Origin of the sequence: Bradyrhizobium sp. Arg816 (assembly GCF_029989365.1) — a bacterium.
In the GTDB taxonomy this organism is placed as follows: domain Bacteria; phylum Pseudomonadota; class Alphaproteobacteria; order Rhizobiales; family Xanthobacteraceae; genus Bradyrhizobium.
The window spans coordinates 1-20,054 of sequence record NZ_JAPRAQ010000048.1; the positions used below are offsets into that span (position 1 = coordinate 1).

7 protein-coding genes and 6 pseudogenes are annotated in these 20,054 nt (G+C 58.8%); 8 read left to right on the forward strand and 5 right to left on the reverse strand.

The genetic code is table 11. From position 1 onward, the window contains the following. A partial coding sequence (locus tag OWC48_RS44910) for a DUF3422 family protein (protein WP_282525772.1) occupies window positions 1-637 on the reverse strand: 637 nt, incomplete at its 3' end. Window positions 638-1,573: 936 nt separating this feature from the next. Between OWC48_RS44910 and OWC48_RS44915 the strand changes: the two genes are divergently transcribed. From OWC48_RS44915 to OWC48_RS44930, 4 genes and pseudogenes are all read left to right on the forward strand, one after another. Next, window positions 1,574-1,729: a hypothetical protein gene (locus tag OWC48_RS44915; RefSeq protein WP_282525776.1), complete on the forward strand. Its 156-nt coding sequence runs from the start codon at window positions 1,574-1,576 to the stop codon at window positions 1,727-1,729. 587 nt (window positions 1,730-2,316) lie between these two features. After that, window positions 2,317-2,544 (forward strand): annotated as a pseudogene (locus OWC48_RS44920) (ribbon-helix-helix domain-containing protein); the annotation flags it as partial. Between the two features lie 1,138 nt (window positions 2,545-3,682). Continuing rightward, window positions 3,683-4,189, forward strand: a complete 507-nt coding sequence (locus OWC48_RS44925) for a hypothetical protein (protein WP_282525777.1) — start codon at window positions 3,683-3,685, stop codon at window positions 4,187-4,189. Between the two features lie 346 nt (window positions 4,190-4,535). Beyond that, window positions 4,536-6,998, forward strand: coding sequence for an NEL-type E3 ubiquitin ligase domain-containing protein (locus OWC48_RS44930; RefSeq protein WP_282525773.1), 2,463 nt, complete (start codon window positions 4,536-4,538; stop codon window positions 6,996-6,998). 368 nt (window positions 6,999-7,366) lie between these two features. Here the strand turns inward: OWC48_RS44930 and OWC48_RS44935 are convergent. Then, window positions 7,367-8,204, reverse strand: a pseudogene (locus OWC48_RS44935) (hypothetical protein). Here OWC48_RS44935 and OWC48_RS44940 point away from each other — a divergent pair. Next, entirely contained in the window at window positions 8,203-8,991 is a 789-nt protein-coding gene (locus OWC48_RS44940) for a transposase (RefSeq protein WP_404979930.1), read from the forward strand. The pseudogene OWC48_RS44935 and the gene OWC48_RS44940 sit on opposite strands and share 2 nt — an antisense overlap. Window positions 8,992-9,296: 305 nt before the next feature. On the opposite strand, the pseudogene OWC48_RS44945 reads toward OWC48_RS44940, so the two are convergent. Both OWC48_RS44945 and OWC48_RS44950 read right to left on the reverse strand, forming a co-directional pair. Further along, window positions 9,297-10,228 (reverse strand): annotated as a pseudogene (locus tag OWC48_RS44945) (IS110 family transposase); the annotation flags it as partial. 103 nt (window positions 10,229-10,331) lie between these two features. Further along, window positions 10,332-10,711: pseudogene (locus OWC48_RS44950) on the reverse strand (transposase); the annotation flags it as partial. 3,462 nt (window positions 10,712-14,173) lie between these two features. Between OWC48_RS44950 and OWC48_RS44955 the strand changes: the two are divergent. From OWC48_RS44955 to OWC48_RS44965, 3 genes and pseudogenes are all read left to right on the forward strand, one after another. Further along, the gene (locus OWC48_RS44955) at window positions 14,174-14,536 is read left to right on the forward strand and encodes a hypothetical protein (protein WP_282525774.1); all 363 of its coding nucleotides are present in this window, start codon (window positions 14,174-14,176) and stop codon (window positions 14,534-14,536) included. A gap of 50 nt (window positions 14,537-14,586) precedes the next feature. Beyond that, window positions 14,587-15,419 (forward strand): annotated as a pseudogene (gene panC / locus OWC48_RS44960) (pantoate--beta-alanine ligase). 661 nt (window positions 15,420-16,080) lie between these two features. Beyond that, the gene (locus tag OWC48_RS44965; protein ID WP_282525775.1) at window positions 16,081-19,185 is read left to right on the forward strand and encodes an efflux RND transporter permease subunit; all 3,105 of its coding nucleotides are present in this window, start codon (window positions 16,081-16,083) and stop codon (window positions 19,183-19,185) included. Between the two features lie 743 nt (window positions 19,186-19,928). On the opposite strand, the pseudogene OWC48_RS44970 reads toward OWC48_RS44965, so the two are convergent. Beyond that, window positions 19,929-20,054: pseudogene (locus tag OWC48_RS44970) on the reverse strand (IS630 family transposase); the annotation flags it as partial.

Consider the following 20,054-nt stretch of genomic DNA (forward strand, 5'->3'; position numbering starts at 1 on the left):
GCGCCAATGGACGGTAGGTCTCGATTTCCAGGAGCCGCTGCACCAGCGCTCCGAGATCGTGCGACGTCAACCCGAGGTCGCAGACGAGGATTTTCGTGAAGCCTTTTTCGTCTACGCGGAAGTCTGAGGCGGCAACGGCTGCGCCGCTCTTTGTGGCAACCATGGCCAGGCTGTTCTTGTCAAAAATCTGTTCGGCCCGCCTGGTCGGCGAGGCGTCCCGCTCCACTTCTAGCCTGATCGCGACCAGCAACTGTCCGGTCTGACGCAACGCGCGGATCAGCGATCGGACGGTGCCATCAACTTTGTCAAAATGGTCTGCGTCAGAACAATTTGCGTAAGAGCAGATCCAGGTGAATGTTGTAAATTCCGAATGCTGCTCCCAGCGTAGCGTAGCGGGCCCGATGACAATCTGGTGAAGTTTCGCCGATTGCTCAGGCGGCGTAAGATTGCGATCGAGGCAAAAATCGATAAAACGGCAGCGATCGCTTGTGGCCGCCTCGCCCTGTGCAAGAAAAGCCAAGTGGATCACGCTGAAGGGCGAAACAAGGCGCGTGAATGGGCGCGCGTGCACTTCGCCAAGCACAGCGTCGCGTTGCGGATGTGGCGTGAAGGTTCGCAGATCTAGTTCATCGATCACGTAATGACGCCTCGCTTCAGGGTGAGCAGGCAACCGTCAGCCTTGACGCGGGAGGCAATGGCGGTGCTGGGAAACGGTTGCGCGCGGCTAGGTTGCTGGTCGAGTCATGTCGACGATCACTGCCGAGGCCGCCTTGAACTCGGGAAAGAGGTCTTGCGGGAGGAAGGTCAGGCCAGGCAGATTGAGATGGAGCCGCCTCATCCAGCTTTCGAATGACGCCATCAACGTATGGTCCGGTGTCTATGGCAAAATGCCGGCATTGTGGCTCAATAGGTGTAGCGGTGCGCCAGCAAGCCGTTCCGCGACCTTGGCGGTGGCGCGCGGCTCCGTTCGACGAATGCCTAGATTTACGTGGACATGGTTGTTTATCTCCGAATCCCACCGACATCGCCCGCCACCGAAGGGGTGCCGCGTGCAAGTGAAGATAAGCCGGCCCTCTTCTGAAAGCAGTTTTCCGGTGGCATGACCGATGGCGCGCGAGGCCGTGGCAAGCAGGAACTCTTCCGTTCTCCCAGCGTGGTACAGACAAACGACCTCCGGTGCGGCAACCGCATTGTCGATTGACGGATCGAGGCCCAAACTCGACTCCCATCTTGTTGCCGTCGCCAAACTTCCTGGCGCCGAGAGCCGGTGCAGGATTTGGGCCAGCACTGTAGAAGGGGCACTCTCGCTTCTTTTTTGCGCAATGTGGCTTTCGAAGACAGTCGGAGGCGGGTTTCAGACATGAGCACGCTTGTATTCTGACAGAATGCGCACGTGGCACAGGCCACAGGGAAGGGTCTGTTTTCGGCAAGGTGATCGCTCGCCCGGCCGCTGCCATTGTTTGAGCGGCCACGCTCTGCTTGGATTTGTCGATACAAAGCCATGCGACTGACCGCGCCCGGACCCCCGGGGGCAAGGCTCGGCGATGGGCTGATAACGTCACGTCGAGTGAGGTTGACTGGATCACGCAGCTACGGCCGCATTCACATCGAGAAGATCAATTACCCGTTTCTGTCGAAGAATGGCTGCAAGGCCACCGGGCCCGAATTCGGCGCCGGCTGGCTCGAGCTGCACGAGAGCGGGACTTACGTGCGGCTAAAAGACAGTTGATCAGATGTAAGCGAAAACGGCCTCGCGCATCCCCGGGCTGGCACCGAATGCTGAGGCCGTTCGGCGCCAGCGAATCAAAACGCGCGCACTGCCAGTTTTTCCCAACTTAAAGTGGTCGGGGCACTAACAAATGTTGGTTGAAGTCTCTTTGCCGCGTCAGTCGAAGGCAATGCCTAGACCGCGTTCCTTTCGCCAGACGATGTGACATGGTCGCCTGAAATTAGGACATCCAGATTGCCAGATTTTCCCGATATGTAACGCCTTGGTTAACGAAGCCGTTTTGACGAGGTCTCGAAACGCTCCGGAAACAGACCGCGCTCACTCTGAACTTTGGAATTAAGAGGGGAGTCCCAAATGATTACACTCAAAGTGGTTGCATCTGCGCTTGGTGTCGGAATTCTGTTTTCGATCTTTTCGGGAGGCTTCGGCGCAGATGTCGTTCTGGCGGTGGTCGCGTGCCTGACATAAGGCTCCCAGCCTGCGGCGGAAAGGACGTTGGCTCGCCGCCTGCTAGCGCGCAGGCTTCACGTAAATGATGATTGCAATAACGGCAGCGAGCGCAAAGCCATCGAGCGCCAGGAACAGCGATGAAATCGCCCGTCGCGAAACGATCCATCCTCGTCGGCGGCCATAAGACCAGCGTCAGCCTGGAAGAGGCATTCTGGACGGCTGTGAAAGAGATTTCCCGCCAGCGCGATATGTCGCTATCGGATCTAGCCAGTGAGATCGAGCGCAACCTGCAGCATGGTAATCTGTCGTCTGCCATACGCGTCTACGTCCTCGGCTACTTCAAGAACCGCGCGGCTGACGCGATCACCCAGAAGGACCATGGGATACTCCGATACGACAAGGGCGGAGAGACGGCCCCGGCTGCAGGGGGCAAGGGGGATAGGCCGGAGCCGCTCCGTCCCCCTGGCTTGTCGCGCAAGAAAGGGCGCCAGCTCGAAGGGGGATGAGCCGGGGACTAGAGGTTATCCTCAATGAGGTCTTCAGGCGCGTCCTGCGGCCTCATTTAGCACCTTCTTTTCGCCGCCGCGTTGGACGCGATGGGCGACGATGATTTTGTCAGATACTTGCATCAAGCGCGGAATTGCCTGGATGAGGCTGAAAAGGCGACCCTCGAGGTCGACAGGAAGGCGTGGCTGAAGCTTGGGCAGGAATGGATGGAGATGGCGCGCAGAGCTCAACGACAAAGGCTCTCTGAGCATTGAGGCCACGCGGGTCTCTCCGGCGGCGACCAGAGTTCAATTTTAGGAACTTGTCATGGACGACCCTGCCAAGTGCTGCAGCCTCCAACGCGTGCCGCTGAGACGCCGAAAGCTTGGAATTCGCGCTCACGATCATCGGCCCGACCCGCTGCGGGTGGTCAAGAACAGCTTCTCTTCCGCGGTCTTTGCGAGCACGGCACTTGTGGTGCGGTCGAGTTCCTTGGCAATCAGCTTGAGCGGCAAGGTACCCGCAACGGCGTTCAGTCTGCCAACTTCCTCTTTCGTTCAGTCCCGCTTCCAACGCGGCATTTCGCTTCATCTGCAATACAACTCCCAGAACGCTACCTGGGGGAGAGCAATGAGGAAACAACATTGTCTAACTGGGCTGCGTCAAAGGAGCCTTTTTCCGCATGAGACCGTTTTTCCGCCTCAGCCAATTTAGTTTTGCACGCTTTCGGCGCGGACACAGAACGCGCCAAAAGTGCGAAAATTCCTTTCGACTTTTAGCTCTCACTTCCATCTCCGCGCTATCAGAGAACGATCGTAGATCACGACGAGAAAGGTCGCATTGTTCGATCTGCACCGCCGGAGCCCGCGTTGCCGCCGCCCGGCGCTTCACACGGACTTAATCTGGGCTGAAAATGAAAATGGGATTTCCAGACCTGCTAGCGAGATTACATTCCGCGATGGAGACCGCGCGTATACCGCGCGTATATCTCCATCCTGTTGGAAGAGTCTGCGCACGATGACTGCGTTCTGGCGCTCGCAATACTCGCTTGTTTCGAAATCGACGAGCCCGAGATCGGCAACGGTGGCCTTGGATTTGCTAGCCATTTGCCTGCTCCTTAGTGGTCGAGGAGCAGGTGTTTCGATTCATGTATGCGTCGAGATCGGACTTCTTGTATCGAACCGCTCGGCCAATGCGTGTGAAGAGCGTGCCGATGGGGGTAACCCCATCGCCATCCTTCGTCCGCAGCAATCTCTTTTCGGGCGAGATGCCGACATGCGGTTCGTGCCGACCAAGACGGTCGAGCAACCGCGCCGATCCGGCGATCGTACGGAGCGAAGCACTGGCGCTGATCAAGACTCATTACGTGGAGTTTGGTCCGACGCTTCAGAGAAGCTGGCGGAGCGGCATGGTTTGCATCTCAGCGTTGAGACGGTGCGGCGCTGGATGCTGGTGGACGGGATTTGGAAGGACCGCCGGCAGCGGTTGAAGCCTGGTGATTTCGAGGTGAGACGATGGACTTGACGCCACGCTGCGCACCGTCAAGCCAAGGTGATCTTTGCTGTCCGGCCTAGCTGCGCAGTGATCGGATTGCCGGACGCAGGGGGGAGGTGCAATCTGCTGAACTTGCTCTCGCGGAGTATGAGCACGTCTTCCTCGAGATCGACGCTGGCAAGGCTCAAGTCCGCGTAGCAGACATACGCAAGCTGTCACTGCAATGATCCATCCAGCAATAAGCGCTCCACGAAGGCCTTACAGGACAGTTACGATCATTCTGATTCCTTGTCAGCTTCTAGAAAGCTAAGCCTCTTAGCGAGAACGTGCTTATCCAGACCGGCGTTAGCTGCTCAGATCTGACAAGGAGAATGGGATGGATCCGTTCAATAACCTCAACCCATTCGAGACCCGTGTCGATCAGACGTACTGCGATGGGCGGCAACAGCAGCAGGCAGCAGACCAAGCCGGGTTTCAGCAGCACCTGAATGAGTTGCATCTTCACGGTCGCCTGCCCCCCAGTTCAATTAGCCTCGGCGAGCTCTGTGTTGCTTCGAACAGAGGTGCGGATCGTTTGGGAATGCCGCACGAGGATGTAGTCCGACAAGGCACCTCGCGGTCGCCGTCGGATTCGTTCGCCTGCTCTCAACGAGACGATCAGCATGCGCCTTTTGCGGCCGCGGATCGCGGTGGCCAGTTGCCGGATGGCAGTTTCAGTCTGACAGATGATTGGCACGCCATGGATTCAGCTGCCGATTGGCCGACGCATAGTGTCGATCAGGAGGAGCATTCGTGGGCGGAGGCCGGTGATGTAGCGCCGGAGTCGTCAACGTCCCCCGCAAATCATTCCGAGCAAAATTTGGGGGCAACGATTCTGGGCCGACAGCCCCGGCCGGACGATGGCAATACCTCTAGAGGAGGCCGCCGACTCACCCCGCCCGCAGCGCAGTGGACCATAGCCTTGCAAACGGGGGCTCCGGGCCGCGCAAGCGGTCCGACGGACCATGAAGACCTCGTCTTCAGGGAATCGCGGCTTGACCTGATCCTGGACAGGTGGGCCGAGGAGGAAGGGCGGTCGCAAGACGAGGACCGGGAAGAGGCTGTAAGACGAATAAAAGCCTGGAGTGAGGCAGGCGACGTCCATGCAGGGCTTGAGCTGTTAAATCTATCCCTGACGACACTGCCGGCCGCCCTTCCGCCTGGGCTTCGGTCGCTCGACGTGAGCGACAACGAGCTGGTGCACCTGCCTGACACCCTCCCGTCTGGACTGCGGACGCTCGGCGCCAGCGGCAACCGGTTGACCAGCCTGCCCGACACACTCCCTAACGGGCTTCAGTCACTTGCCATCGGGGGCAACAGGCTGACCAGTCTGCCTGAAAACCTTCCAGTGGGCCTTTTGACACTCGCGGTTGGCAGTAGCCGCTTGACGAGCCTGCCAGATACCCTGCCGGATGGGCTGCAGGACCTCGACGTCCGCGGCAACCGGTTGACCAGACTGCCCGACGCCCTCCCCACCGGACTTCAGTCACTTGCCGTCGGCGGTAATCGGTTGATCAGCCTTCCCAACACTCTCCCGCCTGAAATCCAAGAGCTCGAAGCCGATGGCAACCGGCTGACCAGCCTTCCCGACACTCTCCCCGTCGAACTCCAGGTGCTCTTTGCGCGCGACAACCAGCTGAACAGTTTGCCCGAGACCCTCCCCCCCGAGCTCCAGAGACTTCACGTCGGCGGCAATAGGCTGACCAGCTTACCCGAGGCCCTCCCGACCGAGCTCCAGGTGCTAGAGGCACGCAATAATCAGCTGAGCAGCCTGCCGCAGGCGCTGCTAACCCGGCTAGGTTTTGGGTGCATGGTTTATGTGGAGAATAATCCGCTGCCCGAGCAGGTGCGTACGAATTTGGCGGAAGCCCTGAATTCCCGGGGCTATGACGGCCCGCGGGTCTTCTTCTCGATGGGCGAGGGAACGACGGTGGATCAGGAACGGTCGCTGGCCGAGGTGGTAGCGGACTGGATGGACGAGGAGCCGGAGGTGATGGCCGCGTGGCAAAACTTCGCCGGCGAGGCGGGGGCGCCGGAATACGCGCTCTTCCTCGATAGGCTCCGGAACACCGTAAATTATGATAATCCTCATTTCCAGGAGGCCGTCGCCGAGGATCTGCAGCAGGCTGCGATCAGACCGCAATTGCGCGAGCAGTATTTTCAGTTGGCTTTCGGGGCGAGCGAGAGCTGCCAGGATCGCATCACTCTGACCTGGAACGGCATGCAGACCGCACGCCTGAACGCTGATGTCGAGGACGGGGCCTATGACGATCGGCTCGGCGAACTCATCCAGAAGGCCCGGGTCTTGTTCCGCCTGGGCGCACTCGAGCCGATTGCCCGTCAGAAGGTCAACTCACTCCAGTTCGTCGATGAGATCGAGGTCTATCTCGCCTATCAGGTCAAGCTACGTGACCGGCTGGACCTGCAGCTCATCGCTCCGGACATGCGGTTCTATGACATCTCGTACGTCACTGAGCTCGACCTCACCACAGCCGAGACGCAGGTGCGGAATGAGGAAGCGGCGGGGTTCGCCGACTTTCTGGCAACTCGCTGGCAGCCCTGGGAAACGGTGGTGAGCCGGATTGCCCCCGAAGCCCACGCAGAGACGCAGAACCGGCTCGCCGAGGCGATGGAGGGGGAGTTTCCGAGCCGGCTCGAGCAGCGACTCGCCGACCATGACCTGACCGGAAACAGCGATGCCGAGTTGCAGTTCGGAGCGCAGATTCGCGACGAGATCGCCCGCGAGATCAAGGGCGCACTGATGCGGCAGGTGCTCGCGGATCATGCGCTTGAGCTGTGAAGAGGCCGTCCACTCGGCGCGGATGCCGGCGCGCCGAACGGGCCGTTCGTTGAAGACGTTCTGTCGGCAGGATTAGGCACGTGGCAGGCACGAGGCGCGCTGCAGCTGCAATTCATCACCTTCGCAGCAACTGTTGGAAACCAGCATGGGCTGACAGCCCAATAGAGATAACCCTAGGAATGTCCCTGGTTCTGTTGAAATTCTGAAGAGGCCAGCGTTGTCCTGAACCACTAGGCTCGCGGTGGAGAGCAACGCCACGACGAGAGATATTACGCCGGCTGGTTCGGCGTCCACCGGCGCTCTGGACGAAGCCTTTGCAGAGGGCGGACGAGCTTCGACCGGTTCCGTGTTCTCCGGCTTTCCGGGTATCAGGCTGCGCGATCGAGCAGCTTCTTCGCGCGCGTCTCAAGATCGAGTCGTGCGTCCTGATGGGTCTTGCCGCGCGCAACCGCTGTGATGCCCTGCACGAAATCAAATACGCTCTCAGGCTTGCGCCCTTCCTCGGATAGCACCTTTTCGATGATCTTCGCTGTCTCGGTCTTCGAGAACCCGCGCTTGCGCAGGAATTCGTTGCGGTCGTCGTCGGTGCGGGCGACGATCTTTTGCCGTGCGGCTTTAATGCCGTTGACGAAGGGCAGTCGAGCACGCCAGGGATCTTCCAGCGTGTGTCGCCCGTGCCGTTGCCGGCGATGCGCCGAACGGCCGCCACGAGTTCGTGGTCAAATACACGGCCATATTCGGGGCCCGTAACGGCGCGAAGCTCGACGCGACCGTCTTCGATCTCGAGCCTCTTCACCTGCTCGGCGGAATGGGAGGTCAGGCCGTACTGCAGATTGATGCCGGCCAGCGGTGCCGGAAGCTGCCGGAGGTAGGCCGCTGGCGCTCCGACCAGGCTGGCGAGTTGGCCGAAACTCCAGTGGGTCGGTGCAATCGGCGTGTCAGAGCCAGGCAGCACCAGAGCCAGGCGCTCGGCATCGTCGCGGCTGGCCTCAACCCGGATTGCAGCGCTCTCGACGGTTCGGGGCCGACTTCGCTCGGTCCGTCCAGCACTGCGGCATAGAGGTCCGACAGGGATAGATAGCGCTCGTCCGCTGGCCGCGAGAACCATTCCGACGATACTCGGCCGACGCGCGTCCCGCGTGTCACGTCCACCTTGTAGCCTCCGCCATGGTCGCGGCCATCGCTCAAAACTTCGACTTGGGTCATGGGTCATCTCCACGACAGGCGCCGGAGGCCTCTCCTCCGTTTTTCGACCCGTCATGGCGAAGCCCGTCCGCCCTCTCACTCTGATGGGGACCTCAAGGCATTTCTGACCAAGGACACCTCCTACAAGGACGAGCTTCCAATCTTCGGGATTGGTCAGTGCAAGGGTGCGGGACGAATCCAGTTTTTTCACCCTCTCGGCCCTCGCGATCGACAGTACCTATCGCAGCGGACAGGATATACCTTTGCGCGCGAGCCGCTGATGTCTTGGTGCGAGGACAACCACGTGGATTATCTGTTCGGGTTCGCCCGCAACACGCGGCTGCTCGCCATGATCGCGGACGAACTGACGGCGGCCCGGGCTACGGCCGAGAAGACTGATCAACCCGCACGCCGCTTCAAGGACTTTCAGTGGAGCTTCAAAATGAACGCCTTCTGGGCGCCCGAAAACTTTGAGGCCTTCATCGTCGTCGCTCCTCCCAGCCGGGTGGATTTACGCAGCGCAAACTCTAGCCAAAAATGGTCCAGTTTGCCGGCCTCAGATCAGAGTTCGCCGCTTGCCGAGATCAAGCCTTCGTCACTGAAGGCTGGCGAGCGGGCGGTCCGGATGGTTTTGCATCACCGAGGCGAGTACGTTTCTCGGTCGAGTGCGGCGAGATCGGCTGCTGGGTGTCATTCGGCCTGCAACAATATTGACCCCCTAAGCCGGGGGATCGGTCCAAAATTGGCTCTGACGCATATGTGGAACGGCCCGGGCTGCAAGATCTTTCTCTGGTTGAACAAGGGATGACGGTGCGGTCATATGTTCGGCCTGTGAACGCGGCACCTGGCCGCTGGCCACGATGATATCCGCGGAAGCAATCGCCCAATCAATTTCTCGCGCTCGAAGCGCAGTGAGTCAGGCGGTCTGATTGCTACCGGGAATGTCGTCATTCGGGATTCATCCAGATTTGCACCTTGCCTCCTCGGCAGATTTCTTCTTCTGCCGGAGAGCTCTTAGGATTTCGGTATTGCGGTCGGCGCCTGATAGATGCCACCTTTGACCAGCGAGGCCCAGGTGGTGCGCGCAATCTTATTGGCGAGCGCCACCGATACGACCTTGACCGGCCGTCTTTGCAGCATGGTCCGAACCCAGAGCGGGACCTTCAAGCCTCTTTTAGCAAGCTTGATGATAGAGGTCGCACCGACGATCAAGAGCGTCCGTAGTTGCCGATTTCCACGCTTTGATATCGCCCCGAACCTTTCTTTCCCGCCGCTAGACCGTGCCCTTGGTGTTAGCCCTATCCAAGCCGCAAAATCTCGTGCAGTCGCAAAACAGCGAGCATCCAAGACCGATGTCCGAACGGTGGTCGCGATGAGAGGACCGACGCCCGGAATGCCCATCAGACGCCTCGCATCGGGGTCCTTTCTGACGGCAACCAAAATCTCTCTGTCGAGCTTCTCTATGCGGGTTGTAAGCAGCTCAATCTGTTCAGCGAATTGGATCAGGGCAAAGCGGGCGGCGTCGGGGATCCGGTTGTCTTTCTCACCCCGGAGAAGCACCAGGAGTTTAGCGATGCTTGCCATGCCGTCCCCGCGATAATGCCCAATTCGGCCATATGAGCACGCAGTGCATTTGCAGTCTGGCCGCGCTGTCTCATCAACAATTCTCGCGTTCGCAAAATCATGCCGGCTGCTTGTTGTTCGGCGGTCTTCACCGGTACGAACCGCATTGTCGGGCGGGTGACCGCCTCACAAATGGCTTCTGCATCCGCCACGTCGGTCTTGTTTCGTTTGACGTAGGGCTTCACGTAGATTGGCGGCATCATGCGGACCGAGTGACCCAACGCCGCGATCTCGCGCGCCCAATGATGTGCACTCGCACAAGCTTCCATACCCACCAAGCAGGCGGGGAGTCCTCGAAAGAACGGCAGCACTTGCGACCGCCGCAACGTGCGCCGAACCAAGACTTCCCCGTTTTCGGCGATGCCGTGAACATGAAAGATCGACTTGGCCAAATCCAAACCCACCGTGATAATCTTCTCCATGGAACGGTCCTTCCTTTATGGCGCCTCCCCAGGCGACCAGTTTAGCACTTTTGATGCCGGTTCGAAGGGCCGTTCCACACCATCAATTTTGATGCAGCTCCGATTATTCTGCGCCGATTAGTCTGGCCTGAAGCAGATCGATTTTCCCTCGGCCATACATCTCACGACTGACGAGCTTGAGGTGTTTGATCTGACCTTCAGTCTGCCCGTTCGACCAGGGCGAAGTAATTGCCGCCCGAACCGCCGCTTCATCCTTGGTCACGCCGCTGGCGAACGAAGCGACGAGACTAACGCGGGCGCGCTCGATCCATGAAGCGAGCGTCATGTCGGCCTTGCGACGGATCATCGTGTGGAATTCGGTGATTATCTCGCGGGCATCGACCAGGCTGGAACGCCAACTTCGATCGCCGCGACCGTGGCGGCCTCCGCTTTCGTCAGCAAGTCCCGGCCGATTGTCAGAAAGCGTGCGAACGAATTCTGCGAAACGCCTTCAGGTTTTGAATTTTTGATGTTCCTGAAAGAGGGCCGGTGGCTTTCACGTGCGCCCCAATGATGCGGAAGTTGCGAATCAGATCCGTGCCTTCTGTGAGGGCGGGGCAGGAGTGGTCGGTACAACGAGTCGTTTTTCAACCCAGCTTCTCCTTTGTAAACCAGCTCAACCGACTAAGTCTGACAGGTGGCTTGCGGGACTTCTCGACGGTAAAAGGCAGAGCGCCCTGGGGCAGCCGCTCAAGGGTGCGAGGTGGCAGCGTTGCAGTGCCGTGACGCTGGCGAGCGGAGTTAGTGGCGCACGTGATAGGGACAGCGCTTTCCAAGGGCCTCTTCGACGAGCGCCGAGTCACGTCGTCATTAACTTCGCTGGCAGCGCGGAGCCGGTAGTTACAGAGCCGCTTTGAATAGGGCGGAGGGCCGGCCCGCGCTGCCTTCCCTCTAGTTCTAGACCTTCCGGGCTCGGAATACTTCAAAACACTAACAGGTGAGCCGTAACCGATCCCTGCTCGTCGATTCCTGTCAGCCAGAACCTCGAGACGCTGAACGGCTGGCAGCCAGTTACGCTGCGGTGCGTAACTATCGCGATCTGCTGCATAAGTGGGCCGACACGTTCTTTGGCCAACGTCATCATGAGCTGAGGTGCTGCCAACGATACCGAGCGCCGCCGAGATCGTCTCTTTCACCCAATAGACAGGGGCTCTGATCTCGATGAGCGACGTCGGCTTGCGCCCTCTTAGATCCGATAGGTCACAGCCTCCTCGGCCCCGGCCTAAGCTGCCGAGGAGGCCGAAGTATGCTGGTGCCGCTAAACGCCCGCCGATTGATGCGCGCCTTTGTGGTCCGGCAGGCGAGCGGACCTTTGCAGCAAGTACAGATATCACCGATGAGTCGAGATTTTTGGCGAGAGCGAAGAGGTAAACGCGTAAATCAAATAGTCTACCGGAGCGTTGCGCAGCTACAAGCTCCTTTCGACGCGCAGTTTGCATCGCTAACAAACTAAGGACGCCGGATAATAGGTAAATCTATACTTCAAACCAGAGGCCAATCAGTCGGGGATCCGCGTCATTGGTGCCCGAAGAATGTTGAGAAGAATTCTTTCGCCTCACAGATCGACGACGCGTGAACCCGTCATCGCAGGTGGGTGGGGAGCGTCCAGCGAACGCAAGATCGCTCGCGTAGAAGGCACCCCGCTTGATCGACGAGCGTTCCTAACTTGGGCGGCTTCACGACGGCAAGACATCCAGCTCGCGCCATCCGCGTTGTTTGACCAACAGTTTCTCGATTGCTGTGCATGACCACCAATGCTGGTAGGTCACCCGAGGACGCTCTATCGCTAAGGTCCCACCGTACCCTGAGGCGACGGGTCTCACGGGAAGGCCGGGTGGGCTAGCCTTGTGATCCCCCGAGGCTAACTACGGAGCCAGCGGCACGTGATAGGGAAAGCTCCTTCCTTCCTCCAATGGGGGGCCGAGTCATCTCGCCCCTAGCTGTCCGGCGAAGCGGATGCGGCAGAGATAGCGCATTTGTCCACCTTCCCGGGGTGGATATAGGCGCCGAGTCGCATCCGCGCTGCTTTCTGTCGAACTCGCCAATTGAGTCTAGTTTTGACGCTTTACCGGCTAATGGGCGTGATGAGGCTTGGTAGCGCATTTTGACGAAACGGACACAATCGTCTTCGGTACGAGAACCCAGCGTGGAGCGCGCCCCGCGGCGCGACGTATCCGGGTTCGAAAGCAACTGATGCGCGATCCGAATGGCCAGTCCTGCGCGGTCAAAGAGCCGCACGAACTGGGGTGCGTGAGGTCAATCAGTCATAAACGTGCAGTGGATTGGCTGCGCGCCATCCGGCGCGTCGCCCCAGAGCGGCTGCCGCTGATCGCAAGCATGCCGAGTGGCTACCGTCTGAGGCGTAAACGTCGATATTGCTCTCGGCGGCAAGCGGCCACATGGGCCGCTTTTCGTTATGTAAATTGTTGCGCAGGTCTGTCAGCTTTCGGTAAGCCAGCCCCGATAAACAATCGTTGGGTTTAACGGGGGCGTGGCAGGGACAGCGCATGAGCTGAAGGACCACCATGTGCCGAGTTACGCTTCCGTTAAGCTCATTGCGCCGCGGATGCGGCAGGGATCGTGCCTCATGCTGCCCCCAGGCCGTCAGGCGCCGAGCCGCGTTCGCATTGCTTCCCACTCACGGGTTAGGTCTCGTTCTGGCAATATTACTCGTTTTGCGAACGATAAGCTCCCGATCAGCATCTTGCCTCCGCTAGCTGAGCTTGGAGCCGGTTAGGGGGGCAGGGACAGCGCTGCCCCGTGGAGGCCGAGCGCCGAGTACCAAGTTCAACTAGCAGCTGGGGCGGGCAGGGACAGCGTCTGCTCCAGTGCAACCAAACGGCGCCGAGCGCGCCGCACTGCTTCCGATCAATCATCACCAACCCTCTGGAAGGGAAGGAGATTGCCTGCGAAGCCCGTCCGCTGTTGTCTTGGTGCAATTGTGTCCGCCATGTGTGGCGACGACGACGCCGACTGCGTTGCCGATTCTTCAACGCGGTACTCCCTGTCGTGGCTTTCGAGGTCTCGGATAATCTTTCCAAAGAGACTGCTTCTATCGCGCTCCGTCTGGATTTACTCCGTCAACATTCTCGCGTCTCTCATGCGCGTTTGGCCTGTCATTCTTGTTTATGGAAAGCGCACGTGTCTGGACATGCTGGTGTCTCCAATTTCTCCAGGGCAAAGACCCAACTTAGAGAGCAGCCGATGAGATGGGACCGACCGATTTTGGTAGGTGCCCTTCGGTACTTCTAGAAGATACAAGTTGATAGCCTTGAGAATTTGAGCCTCACGGGAGCGAAGGTGGCCGGCTCCAGTCTTCGTGGCGGGGGTTGGCCACCAGCGCTTGCGGCACCATGCCCACAGGGCAGCTTCAGGCCAACAAATGCATATATTCGAGCGGCATATCACGTCCTTGCGGTCGCAAGCCCTTGCGGTGCTTGCGGCCAATCAAGCCCGTGCCGCCGATCAGTCTCTGGGACCATCAGATCGCAACGCCGCCACATTTAACATCGACGACGTTCAGGCGATGCTAGCCATACTCGATTGCATGAAGCCCAATCTGCAGCCGAAGGAAGCACGGCAGATCGCTGCGCGCATACGCGCGCTTCTAGAGGGGCCGCAGGGCGGGGCAGCTGGTTCGAATAGGATGTCTGTGAGACCACTAGATGTGAGTTTTCGGTAGGTTGTCCATCCCTGAACGAGCAAGCTGAAGATGTCGAATCTTTAGCGTACCCCGTGAGGATCGAATGGATACCCAAAGAATGCGCCTCTGACGCCGAATGGCCGATAGGCCATAGTGCCAAGCGGGATCGTAGGTGGCGTGACGAAGACTGCAGCGCGCTGCAGTTCAATATTTTCGGCGAAGACCGTCACCAAGTGGCCAAGCGTTCCGCGAGGAAGGCATGGATGGACCGTGATCGCTCCATAAGACATTTTTCATCGCCAAGCCAAACCCTGGCTGCCACGTGCGCGGACGTCGGAGCGTTCGACGACAGCGCCACACCGGTGAAACAAATCGCAACCGAGGTCGGCATGTCGCCGGCGATCGTCAGCCCTATCCGGCGGCGGTTAGGATTAAACCGATTGCGCTATCTGGACTCGGCAGAGCCGGCGCGGCGCTATGAACGTCAACATCCCGGCGGACTGGTCGCCGATGGCTTCCGGAATGCCTTCAGCAAAGCGATGAAGAGCGAACGACAGGCTGCGCGTGGCCTTGCTCAAGGCTGCGATCGCCTACAATGCAAGCCTCACCTCAAGGTCGAGCGATAACCGAATAAACAACTGGGCGCCGTCCAACTCAATTTAATGTAGAGTTCGAAATGCAAAAAATCAGGAAGTTCGCTGAACTTTGCCGCATTCCTGCAAAATCCCGCAGATTCGTGCCGACAATGGGCTATCTCCACGATGGCCACCTGGCGCTGATCGCGGCGAGCCAGGCGAAATGCGAGGTGACCGTCGTAAGCATCTTCGTCAACCCCACTCAGTTCGGACCAAATGAGGATCTCAGCACCTATCCGCGCGACTTCTTGCGCGATGAAAAACTGTGCCGCGGCCGCGGTGTTGCGATCTCTTCGCGCCCGACGCACAGGAAGTGTATCCGAGCCATTTCGAAACCTTCGTTGAACCGGGCGACCTCGCGAAACCACTGTGCGGAGACTTCAGGCCCGGACATTTTCGCGACGTGGCGACTGTCGTATGCAAGTTGTTCAACATGGTGCAGCCGGACGTCGTGTTCTTTGGGCAGACGGATTTCAAGCAATGCGCAGTCGTACGTCGCATGGTAATTGATCTCAATCTCCCGATCGAGATTGTCACCGTACCAACCGTTCGCGAACAGGATGGGCTCGCGATGAGCAGTCGCAACCGCTATCTCAGCGAAGATGAGCGTCAGCGGGCCCTTGCGATCAGTCGTGGACTATCCGCAGCGCTCGATGAATTTCGCTCGGGAGAGCGCCACGTTGAAAAGCTGATTGCGGTCGCGAAGAAGCATTTAGAGGCAGTTGACAGGCTGCAGTATCTTGAACTTGTCGACGGTGACACGCTCAGAACCGCGGACAGTCCACTGCGGAGCGCCGCGGCGCTTTGTGCGGCCGCCTACGTTGACTCAATGCGGCTGGTCGACAACGTAATACTGGCATTGCCAACCCGGTAGCGCAATGAGTAGCCAAACCGTGCGCAGTATATCGAGTTGAAAGAAACGCTCAAGCCACTGTTACGAGAGGCGTATCGAGGCTGGTAGCAGAGGGCGAGCGCCGATACGACTTTGTTCGGCGAGTCAGCGAAGCCACAGCGCGTGCGCACGGACTATGTGGGGCCATGAACCTTGTGTCCGGCGGCGGCGATCAGCGGCCAATTCGACAAACCTTGGTATAGTGCTTTGCAGCCGATGCTATATCACCCACTTACCTTTGTAGAGTTGAGCGCCGGTTAGATCGTTTGTACTTTCGATGTCGAACCTGGATCATTCGATCTGCGGCTCAGTGCGAAGTCTGAACTGATGCCTTGCCAGAAGTCGGCGCGTTCCAATCAGGTGTTGAGACGAACATCTTGTTGCACGCAAAAAAGGCAGGAGCTTCCTAGAAGGTGCCACTATCGAGATCCCGATCAGCCACCAGATCAGCGGAATAGCATTTATTTGAGCGACGAAACTGGAAGCGGAGGATAGGGCGTCCGCGCGCTAGCGTGTGAGCCCTTAGAGTAGCCAATAACGCGTCGCTTGTGCTGGGGGTCTTTAGTACAGTCGCCGCATTGATGATCATCGCTGGTGTACGTTGCCGGCGAATTTGCATCCCTCTCTTGAAATGCGAGTCGAGATGGCATTTACCGAGCTTTTCATCAAACGTCCGGTATTGTCTGTCGTCGTCAGTTGCCTGATCTTACTGATCGGCTTTCGCGCGGCCACCGTACTGCCGATCCGGCAATATCCCAAGCTATCTAATACGGTCATCAATATCACGACTTCCTATCCTGGGGCCTCCGCCGACATGATCCAGGGGTTCATCACCACTCCCCTGGAGCAGGCAGTCGCTTCCGCCGAGGGCGTCGACTACATTAGTTCCTCATCGGTGCTCGGTACCTCCACGATCCAAGTCTACATCAAGCTCAATTTTGATCCCAACGAAGCGCTCACCGAGGTGCTCTCCAAGGTCAACTCAGTCAAATACTTAATCCCGAAGGAATCAAACGATCCGGTCGTCACTAAGTCGACCGGTCAGGCCACCGCTGTCATGTATATCGCCTTCTCCAGCGAGGAACTGGCGGCCAGCGCGATCTCCGACTACCTCTCGCGCGTTGTGCAACCCGTTATGTCAACCGTCGACGGCGTCGCAGCGGCAGACATCCTGGGCGGCCAGAGTTTTGCGATGCGGCTATGGCTCGATACCGCGAAAATGGCAGGGCACGGCGTGTCGCCGGCTGAAGTTTCGGCCGCAATCGCCGCTAACAACTTCCAGGCTGCGGCCGGCCAGACCAAGGGCTATTTCACTATCTCCGATGTCACGGCAAACACGGATCTGCGGAGTGTCGATGACTTCAAGCGCATGATCGTCAAATCCAATGACGGTGGCTTTGTGCGCATGGCGGACATTGCGATGGTCGAGCTTGCCGCGCAGACCACAGACACTAGCGTCGCAATGAACGGCGAGCACGCGGTCTTTGTCGGCGTTCGGGCAAGCCCGCAAGGCAATCCGCTAACCATAGCGCGAGGCGTTCGGGCGCTGTTTCCAGAAATGGAGCGTAACCTGCCGCCGTCACTGAAGATGAACGTGGCCTACGACTCCACCAAATTCATTCAATCGTCGCTCGATGAAGTGGAGAAGACGCTCATCGAGGCCGTCGTGATCGTGGTGGTGGTAATCTTCCTATTCCTGGCCTCGCTGCGGTCGGTCATCATTCCTGTGGTCACTATTCCGCTCTCGCTCGTTGGTGTCTGCAGCATAATGCTGGCGCTGGGGTTTTCATTCAATCTCCTGACTTTCCTTGCGATGGTTCTCGCAATCGGTCTCGTGGTCGATGACGCGATCGTTGTGGTGGAGAACATTCATCGCCATTTAGAAGAAGGTGCGCCGCCTCTACAGGCTGCTATAAGGGGCGCGCACGAGATCGTCGGGCCCGTTGTCTCCATGACGATTACCTTGGCTGCGGTATATGCCCCAATCGGGTTTCTCGGCGGCCTCACTGGTGCGCTGTTCCGCGAGTTCGCGTTTACGCTAGCGGGAGCGGTAATCGTGTCGGGCTTGATCGCTTTGACGCTGTCGCCGATGATGTGCTCGGTCTTCCTGAGGCGCGCAGAGGGGGGGCGGTTTGCAAGATTTGTGAACCGCGGGTTCAGCAGCATGACACGATGGTACGGCCGAAAGCTCGACCGCTCGCTCGACTATCGTCCGATTACCGGCCTGTTTGCGCTGACCATGCTGGGCCTCGTCGGCTTTCTCTATATGAATACTTCCAAGGAGCTCGCGCCCGAGGAGGATCAAGGTATCGTATTCGCTCTAACCAAGGCGCCGAGATACGCCAATATCGACTACCTCGACTATTACGGCACCAAGCTCGAACACGCGCTCCAGAAATTTCCAGAGACTGATTTGAGCTTTGTGCTCAATGGCGTTGGCGGCCAGCAGAGTGGCATGGCCGGCATGTTGCTCAAGGCATGGGACGAGCGCAAGCGATCATCGATCGTGCTAAAGTCCCTTGTCCAGGCCGAGCTGTCCAAAATCGAAGGCATCAACGCGTTTGCCTTTAGCTTGCCGCCACTTCCGGGCGGTTCGGATGGCCTACCAGTGCAGATGGTGATCAATTCGACGCTTGGCTTCCAATCCGTCTACGAGCAGATGTCGCAGCTGAAGGAAGCCGCGCGGAAGAGCGGTCTGTTCATGGTGAGCGACTCCGACCTCGAGTTCAACCAGCCGGTGGTACGAATCAAGGTTGATCGATCCAAGGCCAATGAGCTTGGCATCACCATGGAGACGATCGGAAACGCGCTCGCCACCTTACTTGGCGGAAACTACGTCAACCGCTTCAATTTGCAGGGCCGCTCCTACCAGGTGATCCCGCAGGTGCCGCGCGAGGAACGCTTGGCGCCGCAAGCAATCGGGAGCTATTATGTGAAGACTGCGGCGGGCTCGATGCTCCCGCTGTCCACCGTAGTCTCCATCGAGACTGCAACCGATCCGAACGCGCTCACCCACTACAACCAGCTCAACTGCGCGACCTTTCAGGCTGTGCCGATGCCCGGCGTCACGATCGGTCAGGCTGTGGACTTCCTGGAAGCGGAGGCAAAGAGACTGCCCGCAGGCTTCAGCCACGACTTCCTTGCCGACGCGCGCCAATATGTGCACGAGGGTAACCAGCTGGCCATTGCCTTTGCATTTGCACTCATAATCATATTCTTGGTGCTTGCGGCACAGTTCGAAAGTCTGCGCGATCCCCTCATCATCCTGATCAGCGTGCCGATGGCAATCGTCGGCGCCTTGATCCCGCCATTCTTTGGCTGGGCGACGATGAACATCTACACCCAGATCGGACTGTTGACACTGGTCGGGTTGATTTCCAAGCACGGGATCCTGATGGTTGAGTTCGCCAATGAGCTGCAGGTCAAGGAGAGACTTGACCGTCGCTCGGCTATAGAGATGGCGGCGCGCGTCCGACTGCGTCCAATCTTGATGACCACTGCGGCGATGGTCACGGGCTTCATACCCTTGATGACCGCAACGGGAGCTGGCGCCGCGAGTCGATTCTCGATCGGGCTCGTGCTAGTCGCGGGCATGTCTGTGGGCACGCTGTTCACGCTCTTCGTGCTGCCGGCGGTCTATGTCGCGATCGCGTCCGATCATCGTGCCGATGCGAGTTCCGGCCGCGCGAAGACCGCTGCCGAGCTCGACCTCACCGGCGCTGCTGATGCCCAGATGGCCAAGCAATGACGATAAAACCAATCCAACTTCGCTCAGTGTGGTGCGCGAAGGAGCCTGCGACCGCTTTACGCTCCCTTACGCATCGAGATCTTCACGCCGGTGGTGCCGGGCTTGGCGACCATCAGGTGGTCGGCGAAGAACAACGTCGGTGATACGCGGCTGCTAAGGTGAATTGCACCGGACTTCACGGCAGCGGGACGCTAAAACTCGACCTCGCCGGGGAGAAGAGAATTCATGCTCTCCTGTAAAAGATGGCGTTGCCACTTATGCCCAGGGCTCTCAAACGACAACTATTTGCTTCCGTCTGATCGCGTTGCGGTGCTAGCTCACAAAGATGACGCTGGTTTGAACGCCTTTAGGACTAATTGACACGAGTTCAATTCCCTGGACGAACGGGTCGAGAACGGTCGTCGTCAGAAGCCCGGTAACGCAGGTCATCATTGAGGTCTTCGTCAACGTCTACGTCTTTCTCGTCAATCTGAAGGGCGTGCCGGCGGTTTGAGACGAGTGTTTCCCATCTTGCTTCTCTTGCCGGGCGTTGCGCTCGGCGGCCATGCCTTGACCTCGCTCCAGCCGGGGCTGGATGAAATTCGCCTACACGATCATTTTGTCCCTGATCGTGCTGTAAGCTGCGGGTTGACGCCGCCCTATCGAGACAAGCTGGCGGATCCGCCTGCCATTCGGGTGGATGCTGGGTATCCTGTCGTTCGGTGACGACTATCTCCGGCCCTCCCGTACGCCTCCGCTTACGAGGGAATGCACCACATGTCCCTGCGCCACGGTTTGAGGTCGTTTTCGGCCAGCCGGCGGCGCACAGTCTCGCCTGACAGGCTGTCGTGATCGGTGAGCTTGACCATCGCGTCGGCCAGCAGCGTCAG

Coding starts and splice junctions, on each gene's coding strand:
- OWC48_RS44925 (WP_282525777.1), top strand. CDS start 3,683: ATGACTGCGTTCTGGCGCTCGCAATACTCGCTTGTTTCGAAATCGACG.
- OWC48_RS44930 (WP_282525773.1), top strand. CDS start 4,536: ATGGATCCGTTCAATAACCTCAACCCATTCGAGACCCGTGTCGATCAG.
- OWC48_RS44940 (WP_404979930.1), top strand. CDS start 8,203: ATGGGTCATCTCCACGACAGGCGCCGGAGGCCTCTCCTCCGTTTTTCG.
- OWC48_RS44955 (WP_282525774.1), top strand. CDS start 14,174: ATGGACCGTGATCGCTCCATAAGACATTTTTCATCGCCAAGCCAAACC.
- OWC48_RS44965 (WP_282525775.1), top strand. CDS start 16,081: ATGGCATTTACCGAGCTTTTCATCAAACGTCCGGTATTGTCTGTCGTC.